This is a genomic window from Mucilaginibacter angelicae (assembly GCF_042434235.1).
Classification (GTDB): domain Bacteria; phylum Bacteroidota; class Bacteroidia; order Sphingobacteriales; family Sphingobacteriaceae; genus Mucilaginibacter; species Mucilaginibacter angelicae.
In genome coordinates this window covers 95,413-111,964 of sequence record NZ_JBHLTS010000074.1, presented here as the reverse complement: position 1 = coordinate 111,964, position 16,552 = coordinate 95,413, and the positions used below count along the sequence as shown (strand labels likewise).

At 42.6% G+C, this 16,552-nt stretch carries 22 protein-coding genes; 18 read left to right on the top strand and 4 right to left on the bottom strand.

Going from position 1 to position 16,552, the window contains the following annotated elements:
* Window positions 1-35: 35 nt before the first annotated feature.
* The 7 genes from ACFFGT_RS24910 to ACFFGT_RS24880 all read left to right on the top strand — a co-directional run bounded on the left by ACFFGT_RS24910 (window position 36) and on the right by ACFFGT_RS24880 (window position 4,105).
* A complete protein-coding gene (locus ACFFGT_RS24910; RefSeq protein ID WP_091210719.1) occupies window positions 36-353 on the top strand; it encodes a ferritin family protein in 318 nt (105 codons plus the stop codon).
* Window positions 354-458: 105 nt separating this feature from the next.
* Window positions 459-1,064, top strand: a complete 606-nt coding sequence (locus ACFFGT_RS24905) for a GDSL-type esterase/lipase family protein (RefSeq protein WP_377025228.1) — start codon at window positions 459-461, stop codon at window positions 1,062-1,064.
* A gap of 43 nt (window positions 1,065-1,107) precedes the next feature.
* Window positions 1,108-1,836, top strand: a complete 729-nt coding sequence (locus ACFFGT_RS24900; protein WP_377025227.1) for an esterase family protein — start codon at window positions 1,108-1,110, stop codon at window positions 1,834-1,836.
* A 48-nt stretch (window positions 1,837-1,884) separates the two neighbouring features.
* A complete protein-coding gene (locus ACFFGT_RS24895) occupies window positions 1,885-2,406 on the top strand; it encodes an O-acetyl-ADP-ribose deacetylase (RefSeq protein WP_377025226.1) in 522 nt (173 codons plus the stop codon).
* A gap of 41 nt (window positions 2,407-2,447) precedes the next feature.
* A complete protein-coding gene (locus ACFFGT_RS24890) occupies window positions 2,448-3,017 on the top strand; it encodes a Crp/Fnr family transcriptional regulator (RefSeq protein ID WP_377025225.1) in 570 nt (189 codons plus the stop codon).
* Between the two features lie 65 nt (window positions 3,018-3,082).
* On the top strand, window positions 3,083-3,214 hold the full coding sequence (locus tag ACFFGT_RS24885) for a hypothetical protein (RefSeq protein ID WP_377025224.1): 132 nt from the start codon (window positions 3,083-3,085) through the stop codon (window positions 3,212-3,214).
* Window positions 3,215-3,286: 72 nt separating this feature from the next.
* The gene (locus ACFFGT_RS24880) at window positions 3,287-4,105 is read left to right on the top strand and encodes an alpha/beta hydrolase family protein (RefSeq protein ID WP_377025223.1); all 819 of its coding nucleotides are present in this window, start codon (window positions 3,287-3,289) and stop codon (window positions 4,103-4,105) included.
* 81 nt (window positions 4,106-4,186) lie between these two features.
* On the opposite strand, the gene ACFFGT_RS24875 is transcribed toward ACFFGT_RS24880, so the two are convergent.
* Window positions 4,187-5,203 (bottom strand): Kelch repeat-containing protein, encoded by a 1,017-nt coding sequence (locus ACFFGT_RS24875; RefSeq protein WP_377025222.1) that lies wholly within the window; start codon window positions 5,201-5,203, stop codon window positions 4,187-4,189.
* 128 nt (window positions 5,204-5,331) lie between these two features.
* Complete coding sequence (locus ACFFGT_RS24870; RefSeq protein WP_377025221.1) at window positions 5,332-5,721, bottom strand: hypothetical protein; 390 nt, start codon at window positions 5,719-5,721, stop codon at window positions 5,332-5,334.
* Window positions 5,722-6,049: 328 nt separating this feature from the next.
* On the opposite strand from ACFFGT_RS24870, the gene ACFFGT_RS24865 reads away from it, so the two are divergent.
* The 3 genes from ACFFGT_RS24865 (at window position 6,050) to ACFFGT_RS24855 (ending at window position 10,037) form a co-directional block, all read left to right on the top strand.
* Complete coding sequence (locus tag ACFFGT_RS24865; protein WP_377025220.1) at window positions 6,050-8,467, top strand: glycoside hydrolase family 3 N-terminal domain-containing protein; 2,418 nt, start codon at window positions 6,050-6,052, stop codon at window positions 8,465-8,467.
* A 253-nt stretch (window positions 8,468-8,720) separates the two neighbouring features.
* Complete coding sequence (locus ACFFGT_RS24860) at window positions 8,721-9,161, top strand: DUF695 domain-containing protein (RefSeq protein WP_377025219.1); 441 nt, start codon at window positions 8,721-8,723, stop codon at window positions 9,159-9,161.
* A gap of 90 nt (window positions 9,162-9,251) precedes the next feature.
* Window positions 9,252-10,037 (top strand): hypothetical protein, encoded by a 786-nt coding sequence (locus ACFFGT_RS24855; protein ID WP_377025218.1) that lies wholly within the window; start codon window positions 9,252-9,254, stop codon window positions 10,035-10,037.
* Between the two features lie 6 nt (window positions 10,038-10,043).
* Here the strand turns inward: ACFFGT_RS24855 and ACFFGT_RS24850 are convergent, their stop codons facing one another.
* Window positions 10,044-10,865: a sterol desaturase family protein gene (locus ACFFGT_RS24850; protein ID WP_377025217.1), complete on the bottom strand. Its 822-nt coding sequence runs from the start codon at window positions 10,863-10,865 to the stop codon at window positions 10,044-10,046.
* 207 nt (window positions 10,866-11,072) lie between these two features.
* On the opposite strand from ACFFGT_RS24850, the gene ACFFGT_RS24845 reads away from it, so the two are divergent.
* From ACFFGT_RS24845 to ACFFGT_RS24830, 4 genes are all read left to right on the top strand, one after another.
* Window positions 11,073-11,798 (top strand): DUF2071 domain-containing protein, encoded by a 726-nt coding sequence (locus ACFFGT_RS24845; protein ID WP_377025216.1) that lies wholly within the window; start codon window positions 11,073-11,075, stop codon window positions 11,796-11,798.
* 35 nt (window positions 11,799-11,833) lie between these two features.
* Entirely contained in the window at window positions 11,834-12,697 is an 864-nt protein-coding gene (locus tag ACFFGT_RS24840; protein WP_377025215.1) for a helix-turn-helix domain-containing protein, read from the top strand.
* 96 nt (window positions 12,698-12,793) lie between these two features.
* Window positions 12,794-13,333: a carboxymuconolactone decarboxylase family protein gene (locus ACFFGT_RS24835; protein WP_377025214.1), complete on the top strand. Its 540-nt coding sequence runs from the start codon at window positions 12,794-12,796 to the stop codon at window positions 13,331-13,333.
* A gap of 81 nt (window positions 13,334-13,414) precedes the next feature.
* A complete protein-coding gene (locus ACFFGT_RS24830) occupies window positions 13,415-14,032 on the top strand; it encodes a pyridoxamine 5'-phosphate oxidase family protein (RefSeq protein WP_377025213.1) in 618 nt (205 codons plus the stop codon).
* Between the two features lie 36 nt (window positions 14,033-14,068).
* Here the strand turns inward: ACFFGT_RS24830 and ACFFGT_RS24825 are convergent, their stop codons facing one another.
* Window positions 14,069-14,413, bottom strand: coding sequence for a hypothetical protein (locus tag ACFFGT_RS24825; RefSeq protein WP_377025212.1), 345 nt, complete (start codon window positions 14,411-14,413; stop codon window positions 14,069-14,071).
* Window positions 14,414-14,568: 155 nt separating this feature from the next.
* Between ACFFGT_RS24825 and ACFFGT_RS24820 the strand changes: the two genes are divergently transcribed.
* The 4 genes from ACFFGT_RS24820 (at window position 14,569) to ACFFGT_RS24805 (ending at window position 16,468) form a co-directional block, all read left to right on the top strand.
* Complete coding sequence (locus ACFFGT_RS24820) at window positions 14,569-14,946, top strand: hypothetical protein (protein WP_377025211.1); 378 nt, start codon at window positions 14,569-14,571, stop codon at window positions 14,944-14,946.
* Window positions 14,943-15,371, top strand: a complete 429-nt coding sequence (locus ACFFGT_RS24815) for a VOC family protein (RefSeq protein ID WP_377025210.1) — start codon at window positions 14,943-14,945, stop codon at window positions 15,369-15,371. The genes ACFFGT_RS24820 and ACFFGT_RS24815 overlap by 4 nt, the downstream gene beginning before the upstream one ends.
* An 8-nt stretch (window positions 15,372-15,379) precedes the next feature.
* Window positions 15,380-15,913: a hypothetical protein gene (locus tag ACFFGT_RS24810; protein WP_377025209.1), complete on the top strand. Its 534-nt coding sequence runs from the start codon at window positions 15,380-15,382 to the stop codon at window positions 15,911-15,913.
* 210 nt (window positions 15,914-16,123) lie between these two features.
* Complete coding sequence (locus ACFFGT_RS24805; RefSeq protein WP_377025208.1) at window positions 16,124-16,468, top strand: hypothetical protein; 345 nt, start codon at window positions 16,124-16,126, stop codon at window positions 16,466-16,468.
* Window positions 16,469-16,552 lie beyond the last annotated feature (84 nt).

Below are 16,552 nucleotides of genomic sequence, written 5' to 3'. Positions count from 1 at the left end.
CGGCATAACACTTATCTCCTTTAAAAAAGAGTATTATGTCATTTGATCAATACCACGAACCCGCAAATGAGCTGTCGGACGAAACCCGCACCTTTGCCCGGATGATAGTTTCGTTAACTGAAGAGGCTGAAGCTATAAACTGGTATGAGCAGCGTATTTCGGTTGAAAAAGATAAACAGGCAAAAGCCATTATGCAAAACGCCCAGCAGGAAGAGTTTAAGCATTTTGGAATGGATCTGGAATTTCTATTGCGCAAGAAACCGGTATGGCGCACCACCCTGCAGGCTATCCTTTTTAAAAAGGGTGATATTGTTGAATTGGGAACCAAAGGCGAAGAAGCGGCGGAAGAATAATCACTTTTACAATTTTAACACCATTGTTTTATCATCGTTACATTAAGTTGGGGCTATTGTATTATCTTTAGCGCTTAAATTAATACGGCCCTACTAAAAAAGAATATGATCTGGTACGAAGAGGATGTGAAGCAGCTGGAAATCAAGCGAACAAAACTTGATTACGTGCCGCGGGTAATTTTTTACGGAAGCTCATCCATTCGTTTGTGGAGTACTATGGATGCTGATTTTGATGACTGCCAACCTGTTAACCTGGGTTTTGGTGGCTCAACACTGGCTGCCTGCGTGTGGTTTTTTGAGCGCATAATGCATTCCTATAATCCCGAGGCTATTGTGGTATATGCAGGCGATAATGACCTTGGCGATGGCCGCAATCCCGAAGAGGTTTTTATATTTTTTAAGCAGCTAACCGTGGAGGTAGAGCGGCTTTTTGGTAATATTCCCTGCTATTATATATCGCTTAAGCCAAGTCTTGCCCGCTGGCCTATTGTTGAAAAGTACAGGTACACCAACAGCTTAATTGAAAACGAAATAATTCACCGCCATAAAAACTGGCAGTTCATCAATATATTTAATCAGATGATAGATGCTTCCGGTAAACCAATACGCGAATATTATGATAAAGATGGTTTGCATTTGAGCAGCGCCGGTTATATTTTGTGGAAAAATGCTGTTTTACAGCGAATGCCACAAAGTATCAAATTAGCTTAATATAGGGTTTACACGCATTTGTCATCTTTCAGCGGTTTAAAAGATGAAAAGAGAGTACCATAAGTGGTTCAGTCCGTCGCTTCAGCGCAATATGGAATTGCTGGTTTTTGGCCATGCGGGCGCCTCTGTTTTATTTTTTCCTACCCGCACAGCCCGGTTTTATGATTATGAAGACTGGAAAGTAATTGAAGCCTTACGCAGCAAAATTGAAGCCGGGCACCTGCAGATCTATTGCGTTGACAGTATTGACCGTGAAAGCTTTTATAATGAGTATAGTCATCCCTATCATCGTATGGAAAGGCACCTGCATTATGAGCAGTACATTTTGCAGGAGGTAGTGCCTTTGATGAAAATGCTTAATGCCAAAGGCTCAATTATTTCGGCAGGCTGCAGCATGGGGGCCTATCATGCGGTTAACATCGCATTTAAACATCCTTCGGTATTTGTTAAAGTAGTAGGTATGAGCGGGCGCTATGATATTACCCAGGCTATGGGTAATTTTCGTGACCTGCTGGATGGGTACCGCGATGAGAACGTGTATTTCAACATGCCTAACCAGTTTTTGAATAACCTGCACAGTCCCGAAATTATTAACCAGATCAAGCGCCTTCAAATTATCCTGGCCGTGGGCGAAGAAGATGCATTTTTAGAAGATAATAAATACCTGAGCACTGTGCTGGCCGGCAAAGGCATTCAAAACAGCCTGTATATCTGGCATGAAGAAGCGCACCGCGCTCGTTACTGGCGCAAAATGGTGCAGTTATATTTTTAAAATCAAAACACTTTCCTGCTTATTATATCAGCTATAATTTAAAATGTTATGGGCACTATTGAACTGGTACAGGGCGATATCACAAAAATTAAGGCCGATGCAATTGTAAACGCGGCAAATACTTCGCTCATGGGTGGCGGCGGTGTTGACGGTGCCATACACCGTGCAGGCGGACCGGAAATATTGGAAGATTGCCGTAAAATAGTGGCCCGGCAGGGTGGCTGCAAAACAGGCCAGGCCGTGATAACCACCGGCGGTAAATTGCCTGCAAAATATGTAATCCATACGGTTGGCCCTGTTTACAACAGCGGTAAAAGGGGAGAGGACGAGCTATTACATTCTGCTTATTTAAATAGTTTGAAGCTTGCCGCCGAAAATGATGTACATACTATTGCTTTCCCTAACATCAGCACCGGCATTTATCATTTTCCTAAAGATAAGGCTGCTGCTATCGCCGTTAAAACAGTTCAGGATTTTTTGGCGCATAATGATGTGGTTGAGAAAGTGATATTTGTTTGCTTTGACGATGAAAACTTTAGTTTGTACCAGGAACTGCTTGCTCAAAAATAATCCGGATTTGTCAACCCGGTGCAATTGCATAAATTGCAGCTATGCATCCTGCTTTAAAACAACATCTTGAAGGTAAACTAATACTCACGCCAGCGCATGAGCAACTGGTAGAAAATTGTTTTAAAACCCGCTTCACCAAACGCAACGAGGTCCTGGTTGAAAAAGGGAGCATTGCAAAGCATTTATATTTTGTGGTAAAAGGCTGTCTTCGCGTGTTCTTAACTGATGATGACGGCAACGAATCAACCCGGTTCCTGATATTTGAAGGGCGAATGGGTACCGCATTCCCAAGTTTTATATTAAAAGAGCCCTCCGTTGCATCTATCCAAAGCCCCGAACCGTCAGAGCTATTGGTATTGAGCTATGCTGACCGCGACCTGTTGCTTAAAGAGATTCCCGGGTTTGAAACCATGTACCGCACGGGGCTTGAGCTTGACTACATTGCATCCATACAGCGGATAGAAAGCCTTATCACTATGGATTCAAAAGCCCGGTACAATATCCTGATGCAAACCCAGCCCGAAATTATTAAAAGACTGCCTAATAAAATAGTTGCCGATTACCTGGGCATCTCGCAGGAAACCCTGAGCCGCCTCAAATCAAAAAAGTGATTTATTGACTATTGTCAATCTTTTTAAAGCGCTAAATGCCTTGTTTTGTGGTATAAACGCTAAACATGATGTGCAAACAAATACTTATCGCTATTATATTACTGCTGTCAGGCGGTATAGCTTCGGCCCAAAACTTAGGCGAGCGTACTTTTAATTTTAAGGATGAAAGCCGCAATAACCGCCCGGTAGTTACATAGATCTGGTATCCTACCACCGATACGTTAAAACCCGCTGACAAACACTTTTCGCCTTTTTTAAGGCAGCCAACGGTGCGTAACGGCAAGCTTCCTGCAAGTAAGCTGCCGCTTATCCTGCTCTCGCATGGTACAGGCGGCGGCAGGTTAACTTTGGAGTGGCTTGCCCAGGCCCTTGCAAACAGCGGTTGCATAGTTGCCGCGGTTGATCATTACGGCAATACTTATGAATACAAGATCCCTCTTGAATTTGTTAAGCCCTGGGAGCGCCCGCTGGATATCAGTTTCGCCCTTACCTCATTGCTGAACAACCCCGAAGTTGGCCCGCTTATCGATCAGCAAAAGATAGGGGCAACCGGCTTTTCATTTGGCGGCTACACCATGATTGCCCTTGCCGGTGCAAAGCTCGATTTTGAGCAGGCGCGCAATTATTATAAAACTATAGGCCGCAAGGAGCTGGAGATTCCCGAGTTTCCGGGTTTGGTAAAATTGCTGGATGACAGTAGCCTCATTGCCGGTTCTAAACACGTGCCCCCGTTAAAGGACAAACGGATCAAAGCATTTTTTTCCATATCACCGGCATTAGGCTTTGGTTTTATCCGCAAGGAGCAGGTGGCTGATATTAAAGGCGCTTTATACATTGTAGGCTCGCAGAGCGATAGCATAGCCCCGGTTAAAACCAATGCAAGGCATTATCATCAGCTGATCAGTAAATCAAAATACACTGAACTGCCCGGCAAGGTAGGCCATTACGTAATGCTGGGTGAAGCTATTGATGCTGTTAAAAAAGAAGCTCCGATATATTTTACGGATGATCCTTCTGTTAACAGGCATACCATTCATTTACAGGTGGATAGTTTGGCTGTAGCGTTTTTTAGAAAGGAACTGAAGTAGCCCCTTGGTTTAAAATAAGAAGCCGGCTAAATTTCACTTTTAGCCGGCTTCTTTATATTATATCTTATCCATCACAGGCTTTTACCTGCTTGTAGAATTTTTAAGGAAAGGAGTAATATTGGTGGCCTGGACAGTTTCTAACGTTGATACGCTAAATGCCTTAAAGCGTGTGCTTCCGCCAAAAACAAATAATGTATTATTTACTATGGCTGATGATGCAGCACGGCGCGGCTCCATATTTGATTTAAGTTTGGTGAATTTACCGCTATCGGTGTCAAAATAGCCTAACAAATTTTCATCATCATAGCTCCCGGCAACAAATATTACATTACCGCTTGCTGCCACACTATTGGCCGACATAAACTCGGGCAGTTTGCCAACAGTTTTCCAGCTATTGGCCTTGATATCATATGCGTAAATATTGGTGCTTTGATGTTTAAGAAAAGTATCATAACCACCAAAAGTATAAATTACGCCATTTACCACGGTTCCGGCAGCTTGCAGGTATTCGGGCATATCTGCAAGCTTAGTGAATTGCAGGCTTATAGGATCAAACTGGTAAACCGAGTTGATACTGCGTTTGCCGTCACGGCTGCCGCCAAATAAATAGATCTTGTTATCCCATTCAACAGCACTGCCGTAGGTACTGGCCATTGGGTTTAATATATTAAGATTTTTTACTTCGCCTGTTTTAATATCAACGCTTTGAACGCCCTGGAAGATCTGGCTGGTACGGATATCGGCACTAACGCCGCCAATACCGCCAAAAACGTAAATTTTACCGGTGGCAGGTACGTAAGCCGTTGCCGATTGCACTTTGTTACCGCCCATATCGGCAATTTTAGTCCAGCTGTTGGTTTCGGGGCTATATTTCAAAACATCAGACGAAACACCGCCTCGTCCGCCTTTATAACCTGCAACGGTATAAATATTATTGCCGTCGGTAACACTGCTGGTCCAGGTGAGCGGGTAGGGCAAATTGGCCACATTTTTAAAAGTTATGGCAGGCGTAACTGCCGGTTGGGTTTGAGCTGATACCGGATTATAACTTAAGCCGGCAATTGCAGCTAACAGGCACAAGGTTTTTATTGATTTCATGGAGGTTTAGTATGTTTAAGTGAATTTACTTATTGTTAGAGTAATTAATAAGTATTTAGTTTACTTGTAACCTACTATTTACATTGAAATTAGATTCGTTATATAGTTGCTGAGATGCCGGGTTTATACTACAGGGTGTTTAATACCCGCTGATAAATGATCTTAGCAGGCTCAATGAATAAAATGGTGGCTATTATAATAAAAAATACCTGCCGGTCACTTTCTTTATAACCGGCTATAGCTAATAAACCAACGGCCAGCAAAAACAGGGGGGCGGCATATTTGAGTATACTCCAGGTGGTTTTAATTTTTGTTTCAATGATGTTAAATATCAGATAACTGCAAACGGCAATTACATAACCCGGAATAGCGAATAAACCATACATCATTGCCGCCTCAATCTCATTTCCTTCGCGGCAGATACCATAAATAATAAGTGTGATTATCAGAAAAGGTACACAGATCCCAGCCTGGATAAGTGCGTGTGAAATTAGGGTGACAGGTTGCTTTAAACTCATTTGAAATCTAAATGTAGTATAAAGTTTGTGAATATTGCAACAGGACTGGCTGAGAATAGTAAGGCGCAGAGTTGACTCACCCGGTCTGCGCTTCGCTGGACCACCCTCTCTCCGGCTTCGCCGCAAAGAGGGTAGAAGAAATAGAAAAATAAAATCCCCTCTTTGCGAAGCAGAGAGGGGTGACGAGCGCAGCGATGTCGGGGGTGAGTCAACTCTTCGCCCCGCTTACTCAAACGATATAGTTAAAATATACCTCCCCGGACATGGTTAAGGCCATACAGGTTAAGCCTAAAGCTATATATTTGAAATACCAACCCTAATACACCTCATGAGAAATAAGTACTACCTGCCTCGGGTATTCGTGGCATCTGCTTTATCGCTTAGCTTTAGCCTCGGTACATCGGCACAGGAAAAAAACATCTACCACAAAGGCTGGATAGATTTTAACAAGAATGGCAAAATGGATGTGTTTGAAGATCCATCGCAGCCTATTGATAAACGTGTGGCCGACCTGGTGAGCCAGATGACCGTTGAAGAGAAAACCTGCCAGATGGCCACCCTTTATGGCTACAAAAGGGTATTAAAAGACGAAATGCCGGTACCTAACTGGAAAAACGAAGTATGGAAAGATGGCATAGCCAATATAGATGAGGAGCTGAATAACCTTACCTCGCATACGGATGATGCGCCTACGCAATATTCATATCCGTTCAGCAAGCATGCTTCGGCTATTAATACCATCCAAAAATGGTTTGTTGAGGAGACCCGGATGGGCATCCCGGTAGATTTTACCAACGAGGGCATTCACGGCCTTAATCATGACCGCGCCACGCCATTGCCTGCACCAATATCTATAGGCAGTACTTTTGATAAGGAACTGGTTTACCAGGCTGGAAAAACTGTTGGCCGCGAAGCCAAAGCTTTGGGTTATACCAATGTTTACGCGCCGATACTTGACCCCGCCCGTGATCAGCGCTGGGGCCGCGTAGTTGAATGTTATGGCGAAGACCCTTTTCATATTGCCGAAATGGGCAAGCAAATGGTGCTGGGCATCCAGGAAGAGGGTGTAGCTTCAACGCTTAAGCACTTTGCCGTGTATAGTGTGCCTAAAGGAGGCCGTGATGGCAGCGCCCGTACCGATCCGCATGTGGCGCCACGGGAAATGTACCAGGTGTACCTGTATCCGTTCCGCAGGGTGATCCAGGAGGCGCACCCTATGGGCGTAATGAGCAGTTATAATGATTGGGACGGTGTGCCTATAACTGGCAGCTACTACTTCCTCACGCAGCTTTTACGCCAGCAGTTTGGCTTCAATGGTTATGTGGTGAGCGACAGCGAGGCCGTTGAGTTTCTGTACTCCAAACACCACGTAGCGGCCGATTACAAGGAAGCTGTAAGGCAGGCCGTTGAAGCAGGCCTTAATGTGCGTACTAACTTTACCATGCCGCAAACTTTCATTATGCCCCTGCGAGAGCTGATTAAAGAAAACCGCATCTCCATGAAGATCATCGACACCCGGGTTAGCGAGGTGCTGAAAGTGAAATTCAGGCTGGGATTGTTTGACAGCCCGTATGTTAAAGACCCCAAAGCTGCAGATAAAATAGTGCACACTGATGCCGATAAGGCCATGAGCCTGAAAATGAACCGCGAATCGATGGTGCTGCTTAAAAATGCAAACAACCTGCTGCCGCTTGATAAAAAGAAATATCCTAATATCCTGGTTACCGGTCCGCTGGCTAAAGAAACCAATTATGCTGTGAGCAGGTACGGCCCATCGCACAACCCGGTTACTACGGTGTTTGATGGTGTTAAAACTTACGTTGGCAGCGACGCCAAAGTTAGCTACGTTAAAGGCTGCGATATGATTGATGCAACCTGGCCAGAGAGCGAGATCATTGAAACACCTTTGACTGCACAGGAGCAGGCAGGTATTGATTCGGCGGTGGCGCAGGCTAAACAATCGGATATTGTAATTGCTGTAGTAGGTGAGGATGTTGACCGCGTGGGCGAAAGCTTATCACGCACAGGCCTCAATCTGCCGGGCAGGCAGTTAAAGCTGATTCAGGCTTTACAGGCTACCGGTAAACCTGTGGTAATGGTGATGATCAACGGGCAGCCCCTAACCATCAACTGGGAAAATAAATACGTACCGGCCATATTGGAGGCCTGGTTCCCGAGCGTTCAAAGTGGGCAGGTGATTGCCGAAACTTTGTTTGGTGATAACAATCCTGGTGGAAGGCTGCCAATCACGTTCCCTAAAACAACAGGGCAGCTGGAATATAATTTCCCCTTTAAACCCTCATCACAGGCTGAACAGGGCGGGCAAAATAGCTGGGGCAAAACCAGTGTGAAAGGGGCCTTATATCCTTATGGCTACGGTTTAAGCTATACTACGTTTGAGTACAGCAACCTGCAGGTATCGCCCGAAAAAGGAAACTCTCAGGGCCTGGTTCAGGTAAGTGTTGATGTTACCAATACCGGTCAGCGAAAAGGTGATGATGTGGTACAGCTTTACCTTAAAGATGAAGTAAGCAGCGTTACTACTTACGAGTACGACCTGCGTGGCTTTGATCGTGTTACTCTAAACCCTGGTGAAAAGAAAACAGTTCAGTTTACCTTACACCCAGATGATTTGGCACTGCTTGATAAAAACATGAACTGGACTGTTGAACCGGGTAAATTTACGGTAATGATAGGCAGTTCATCGGTTGATATCAAACTGAAAAAGGAGTTTGAGGTAGAATAAAGAAAGAGTGTTTATGACTTACGAAGTTTTCAAAACTTCGTAAGTCTGGTATTTATTGGGCAGAAAGGATGCTTTTACAAATGATTTTTTTGAATAAGTATACCAGATTTGGCCGGGCTTGACTATCTTTATGCTAAGAAAGCTGACTGAAAATAAAGACCTGTCGTTGCAAGAACGAAACAATTATAAATCGGATCGTTTTGCTGTAATTTTATATATAAACATCTCTGCTAAACCTTATAAAAACATCCTTATGATATTAGATGATACCTGGGTATCGGTAGAAGCCGTATCCGACGACGATATTCCGCTGTTGGTCCGCTACAGGCCTAATTTATTGAACTTTTTTGAAAGCGGCGTTTACTTACAGCGAATGGACGTAACCTGGAGTTACGAGTCATTTGATCCCTCGCTGCTGCCCCCGGCAGATGAAATGCTCCTGATGGAGCAGGTAGAAGATGCACTGGTGGATCTGCTTGAAGATGATCATCAAAGCATACTGGCTTTCGTATTTACCGGCGAAAATGAACGCTGGTGGGCCTGGTATACCACAGATATTGGTGAAGCAGGCGACAGGTTAAATGATGCCTTATCGGAATTTGATGAACTCCCCATCAATATCACCGTTATTGACGACCCGGAATGGGAAGAATATTTTGGTGTAATGGAGGATTTTGGAGAGGATGGGGTATAGGCCAGGGCAGGTGACCTATCTTAAAAAATAACTTTTACTTGTATTAAAGCATTTCATGACCAAACCTTGTTACTTCTTTTTTTGCCTGCCATGTTCATTTGTTTTAGCTGCGGGCAAAAAACACCACCTGCAAATAAGCCCCCTGTTCCCCGGAAGACGCATTCTGTGAACCAGGTTGCTTCAAGTGAAGGTTCGGTAGCGTATTATCCCTCAGACTCTGTTTCGTATCCGGCAAGGATCTTATCGGGTTATGGTTTATTTCATGGCGGAGAAGTTGCTCTTGATTGGGGTAAATACCACTGGAAAGGCTTGTTTAAGTCGGCCGGCGGATATTATGTGGCAAGTACCAGCCTGATAATTAATAGGGCCCATGACGATATGCTTGACGATAAAGGACAGGCTACGGGAGTAGAAGTAAGGAAATCGGTTAAGGACAGTGTTTTAATACTATTTTCCGGGATTACGGGTATAACTAACCGGCCGGTTGAACAGATTAATGTTAAAGTGACCGAGTTATTACCAGGGCAATATGCCCGGTTCACAAATAATAATATCGCTTACACGTTGTACGCCACGGGTAACCGCAAATACGATATCGCAACCAAAGATTATGTAATAACCAATTACAGGTTGTTTATAAAAGCTGTTATTAACGGGAAGAAAATTGATCAACTACTTGCCTCTGCTCCCCGTTTTGATGACGCCCTAACTCAAATACTTTTTGTTGGTGATATCGACGGAGATGAAGTGCCTGATCTGATCCTGGATACAACAAACGATTATAATGTAGAACAGCCAACGTTATATTTATCCAAACCTGCCACAAACGGAAATTTGTTAAAAATTATGGGCCTGCATGTTATAACCGGATGTTAAGCGCTTTTACTTTTGAGGCCGTTCAAGCTTTTGAAAAGGTATTTTAAGAATATTTACAAACCTGCCGTTAACGTTTTTATCCATGTGGGTGTCAATACCAAAACGGGTATCTTCCTGTTCAAGTTCGCCAAAAGTACCAAAAAGCCTGTCCCAGATGCTTAGCACATCGCCGTAGTTGCGGTCAGTGTGTGGTAATTGATAGTGGTGGTGTACGTGGTGCAGGTTAGGCGTTATAAAAACCAAACCAATAATTTTGTTAACACGTTGCGGTAGCCTGAACTCGGTATGGGCCAGGATATTAAACAGTGATTGAAAAGTTTGCCTCAACACTAAAACACCAATTGCTGGTCCGCAAATAAATACCCAAAGCATTAAGCAGCAGGTACGTACGCAGGTTTCGCCGGGATGTTCACGTACTGTAGTTGAAACATCAACATGAAGGTCGCTGTGATGCACAAGGTGGAATTTCCAGAGCGGGTCTATCTTATGCATTACCACATGGTAAATGTATTCGCAAAGGTCAAGCAGCATGAAAAGGCTTATATAGTAAACCCACTTATTATGATGGCCGGGTATATAGTTGATCAGTCCCCAATGATGAGCATTAGTCCAGCTAAGTATTATCAAAACAATAGTAGTAAGCAGCAGTTGGATAGGGAGCGCTGTAAAGATGAACAGAAAGTTGGTTTTATTATGCTGCCAGCGCTTTTTTACCGAAATACCTGACGAAAAGCAAACTTCCATCAGCCACAATGAACTTATAATAAAAGCATATAATACAACCTGCACAGCATCCCGATGCCGGTCAAGAAATTGGGTAATAGTCATCTTAAATTAATAGGGATTATTACTTTTAAAAATGCATTTAAAAGTAATTGAAGGGCAAGATAGTAGTTTGGCCTTTTTTTAGTATGAATATTTGATGAAGTATGTTAAGCAGCTGTTAATATTTGTTTGTACATAAGCACATAGGTTAACTAAATATTTCTACTGTTCTTTATTTAAATATCAAAAGATTCGCAATAAATTTATCTCATGAAGATCCCTAAAATTACCGGCATAATTGACAGGCGCATATTGGTGAACTTTACGATAGATGCGGACATCGCGAAAAAAATGGTACCACAGCCCTTCAATCCGAAGCTTGTTAATGGCAAAGCCATAGCTGGCATCTGTTTGATCAGGCTGAAACAGGTTCGGCCAAAGGGTATGCCTGCTTTTTTAGGAGTTAGATCTGAGAATGGCGCCCATCGCATTGCTGTTGAATGGCAGGAAGACGGTGAATTAAAAGAAGGGGTTTATATCCCGCGCAGGGATACCTCATCTTTATTTAATACGGTTGCAGGCGGCAGGGTATTTCCCGGCAGGCATTACCAGGCCAAATTTGATGTTGAAGAAAACAACGGGCAATATCATGTGGCTTTCACGAGTTCGGACGGAACGGTGATCAGTGTGGATGCCAAAGTTGCTGATCAACTCAATCCGGATTCGATATTCGGAACGCTTGATGCGGCTTCTGATTTCTTTAAAGCCGGTTCAACAGGTTATTCGCCCAATGGTAATAAATATGAGGGTTTGATATTGCATACTAATGAATGGAAAGTGCAGGCGCTTGAAGTGAGTGCTGTTAAATCAAGCTTTTTTGAAGATGAAGCCATATTTCCCAAAGGTTCTGTAAAGTTCGATAATGCTTTACTTATGACCAACGTTCAGCACGACTGGTCATCGGGATGTGATAAACCGATGGTTGTTGGTGTTTAATTACTGCTTTTAAATACCTTTGCGCTCAGGCAAAAATGAAACTATCGGTTACAGAACAATCTACAGGCGGTGATCTGCTGCTGCTTATCAATGAAAAACATTTCGACAGGATGTTTTTTACGCGCGATCGTCAGCATAAATACCTCACCATAGCCTGGAACAAAGGCGAAAAGCAAACAGTAACCATTGATGAGGTGGATTATGATTTTCTGCCCAACACTATTCTTCCGTTAATGGTTAACCAGTCCTTCCGTTTTGAACGACCGGAGGATATTGTGGCCTGGCAGTTTAACCGTGATTTTTATTGTATTGTTGATCATGATGAAGAAGTAAGCTGTGTGGGGTTCCTTTTTTACGGTACTGCAGGGCAGGTATTTGTTCATCTTGATGAAACCATGCAGTTTAAATTGCAGCGCCTGCTTGATATTTTTATTGAAGAGTTTGAAACGGCAGATAACATCCAGATAGACATGCTCCGGATGCTGCTGAAGCGGCTCATTATCATTGTAACCCGCCTGGCCAAGGCTAAACAATCGCCCATCCCGGCACTGGCCGACGAAAAATTTGGCACTATCCGCAAGTTTAATTTAATGGTGGAGAATAATTACCGTGAGCACCATACCGTAGCTTACTATGCTGAGCAGTTAAATAAATCGCCAAAAACGTTGTCCAACCTTTTTGCATTGTATAACCATAAGCCGCCTTTGCAGGTAATACAGGAACGGCTTATTATTGAGGCTAAGCGGTTATTGTACTATACCGATAAATCGGCCAAGGAAATAACTTATGAACTTGGTTTTGATGATGCGGCGTATTTCAGCAATTTTTTCAAAAAACACACCTCTTTTTCACCTACCGATTTCAGAAATAAAAAGGCTTTGGTTGCCGAAGGGAAATAATTACAAGTACTCGGGAAGTTTGCCCATTCCTCAGGGCTGCTAAACTCGCCATCTTTGTATTGTTAATTCAAAACAACAAAAATTAACATTACAAAAATGAAAACTTTCGCAATTCCAACAAGAGAACAAGTAACTCCAGAAAACCAGGCTATATTTGATACATTAACCAAAGTAGTAGGCCGTGTGCCAAACCTGTTTGCGGTTTTTGCAACTTCAGATCATGCATTGGCTAATTATATAACACTTTCAAACGGTAAAACATCATTACGTGCTAAAGAAAAAGAAGCCGTAAACCTTATAGTAAGCCAGGTAAATGATTGTGCTTATTGTTCGGCCGCTCACACAGCTATTGCTAAAATGAGCGGTTTTACTGATGATCAAATCCTTGAGATCCGTGGTGGTTCAGCTTCATTCGATCCAAAAATTGATGCCCTGGTTAAAGTAGCTAAATCAATTACCGAAAACAAAGGCCATGCCGATCACAAGGTGGTAGAAAATTTTTATGCTGCCGGTTATACACAAGCAAACCTGATTGACGTGGTTGTGGCTGTTGGCGATAAAACCATCACTAACTATGTATATGCCTTAACCCAGGTACCGGTTGATTGGCCTGCTATTCCCGAATTGGTTAAATAATATCCCTGATTTATAATTAGTTTACACGCTTATGCCCGCCCTGCACCGCAAGGCGGGCATAAGTATTTTATCCTTTGCATCATGAACTTTGCACGCTTTGCTTTTACCGACGGTGTTAAAAAGCTACAAGAACAATATGGCAGCCGGGATGCTTACGCCCGCATGGAAAACCCCATGGCCGATAAAGATGGCATTACCGAATTTGAACAAATATTTATTGAAAGCCGCGATAGCTTTTATATGGCCAGTATAGGCGAAAACGGCTATCCGTATATTCAGCACAGGGGAGGGCCTGCCGGTTTCATCAAAGTGATTGATAGCCATACCATAGGTGTGGTTGATTTCAGGGGCAATAAGCAGTATATTTCCGTTGGTAATGTGATGGCGCATCCGCAGGTTTCTTTGTTTTTGATGGATTACCCCCGCAAAACAAGGCTCAAGATTTACGCTGATGCCCGCATTGTTGAACTTGCTGATAATCCGGAACTGTTTGACCTGATAGATCCGGCTGAGTACAAGCATACGGCCGAACGTATGCTCATTTTTGATGTAAAAGCGTTCGACTGGAATTGCCCGCAGCACATCACTCCCCGGTATACCGTTGATGAAATTAAAGAAGCCTTCGCTCCGCAAAATGAATATGTATTAAAACTTGAATACGAAATAGCTAAGCTCAAAAAGCAGCTGGAAGAGAAATAATATCGATGACCGGACAGTTGATCTTTTTTGTAGCGTTTAAAATTCTACATTTAAGTCCTGTTCGGGATGAAGTTCATTTTCGTCAATCTTTATCCCATATTCTATTAATTTGATAAAGTCATATAAGTTGAAAGTCATGCTTTCAACGTTTTTTATGAGAGGAAAATTAAGCCGGAAGTCGTGGCAGGTAAACCCCACCTCGATAAATCCACGTTTTGGGCTCCTAAGTTCAAAACTTAAATAACGTACTTTTCCGCTAACACAATCCTCCATCCTTAATTTAAAGCTGTTTGAGTCGATTAAATCGTAGGTATATTTCATCCGCCCATCTAAATTATATTCAATAGCTGTAAGCAGGGTTTTAGCTTTGTTAAATGTCATTGTTGGCTTAAATAAAAAATACCTGTCAGGCGGCTTAAATGTATAAATAAGTTGCCGGTCATAATGTTCTTTCTTTCAAACCCGGACAATTAGGTAAAGGCGTTTTGTAAATGACATGCAATGGTTTACCTTAGTGCTGATAAACTTATCGCACAATGTTAGTAGTATTAAAAAGACGTACCCGTTTTGATGTAATTGGCGCATTTATTTTGATGCTGTTAACAGCTACTTATATTGTTGACAGGATAGTATCTTTAGCAATACAACCTTATTTGCGGGAATATTATAATGAACTGATGGCAAACCGGCCACACCCAATAGATGCTGGTAAATTGGTTTATATAACTCTTTTTCTTCAGGAGTACTTTCAGTTGATATTCTGTCTCATTTCACTTATTGCATTTTTGATTATCCGTTTTAATGTACGTTTCAGACAATTTTTACGCGAATTTGGCTATGCCTTTTCGGGCATTGTTGTGATTAGGATAATAGTTGTTTGCATAATGCGCCTTGTATTAAAAATAAACCCATGAGCAATAACAACCAACAAATAATCCCTATGCTTGCCTATGAAGATGGTGTTGCGGCGATGAACTGGTTGTGCGATGTTTTTGGTTTCACCGAAAATATGCGGATGACTGATGATGCCGGTCGCCTTGCCCACGGCGAGCTCAAAATGGGTGATAGTTTGGTGATGCTGGCCGAGCCTACCCCTCATTATCAAAGCCCGGCGCATCATGCTCAAAATTGTGATATCGCTGCCAAATGGAGTACTGTACCATATATTATCAACGGGGTTTTAGTTTACGTAGATGATGTTGAGGCGCATTATAACATAGTCAAAAGCAAAGGGGCGATAATATTAAGCGAACTGGAATATGGTTTCCCCGGCACCCGTTACCGTGCTGCCGACCCGGAAGGCCAGCGCTGGATGTTCATACAAATTGAAAAAGATTAAACTGCCTTATGACTGCACTGTTACATTTCTTATTTGTTGTTATTAAATCATCTATCCTTGGCCTGGTTTATACACCCCTAATCTGGTTTTTATGGGTGTTGATTTTAAAAGCGCGGAAAAAGTACACCGGCTTTAAATGGTACAAAATATTTGCTGTTTATAAAATTGTCAGCATTTTATTGTTAGCGTTTTCATTTACTTATTATGGCAATCACGGGCTTGGCGATGACTCCCGCATTCCTTTAGGCCACGGTGAGGCAATGGAGGAAAGTGATCAGTTCGCTTATTTTGTTCCGAAAGGCAAAAGCGAACAGATTCATGTAGATACTTATCTTTTAAAAGGGGATAACCTTTGCATGTCGGTTGATTCAGGATACAAAGTTTACAATTTAAAAACTAAAGGCGTTATTAATTTCAGTGATGAACCAATGTACAATGCTTTTGCTGTTTCATACGGCTTACCCTTATCGCGCCATTTAAAAAGTTTCAGACCGCAGTATGACGAGTATTGGAGCGGGTGGCGGTTTTGGTTGCTGCCGTGATCTTGTATTTTACCCTTAATTATAGCCGGCAAAACATTGTAGTTTTCAAAAATGAGATACCGTAATATTATTATTTTACCTTTTAGCATCTTGTTTTGTACATGCCAGAGCAATCATCACAAACAAACCCCAATATCACTTACCGCCAAAAAACAGCATAAGGAGGCCAAAAAGCTAAATGACAATGCTCATAAATCTGACACTTTGTTTGTGGATACAACCTGTGCTGTTATTACCCAGGCAGATATTTCGGCAATTAACAGGCAAAAGAAACAATCGGGCGATGATTTTTATGTAGGTGCGGATGACGATGTTTATTATTCAGGGGTTTCGGAAGAATTTTTACACGGGAAACATGTGAAAGTGCTTTACACCGATCATAAAACCAGGTATGTGAAATTTATAAAAAATAACGGCACCTCAAGCATGTTAAAACTTGATACATTGCCGGGTGTATTTAACATATATTTATTTAAGCCGTCAACAGCTCCTTATCATGCTGATATGACCACTATCGAAGATGAATATAAACGTTACTTTATTGAAACGAAATAATTAAAGCTTTCACCTCGGGCCACAGTATAACGAGGATTGGAGCGGGTGGTGGTTTTGGCTGCTGCAGTGGCCCCCAATTTAATT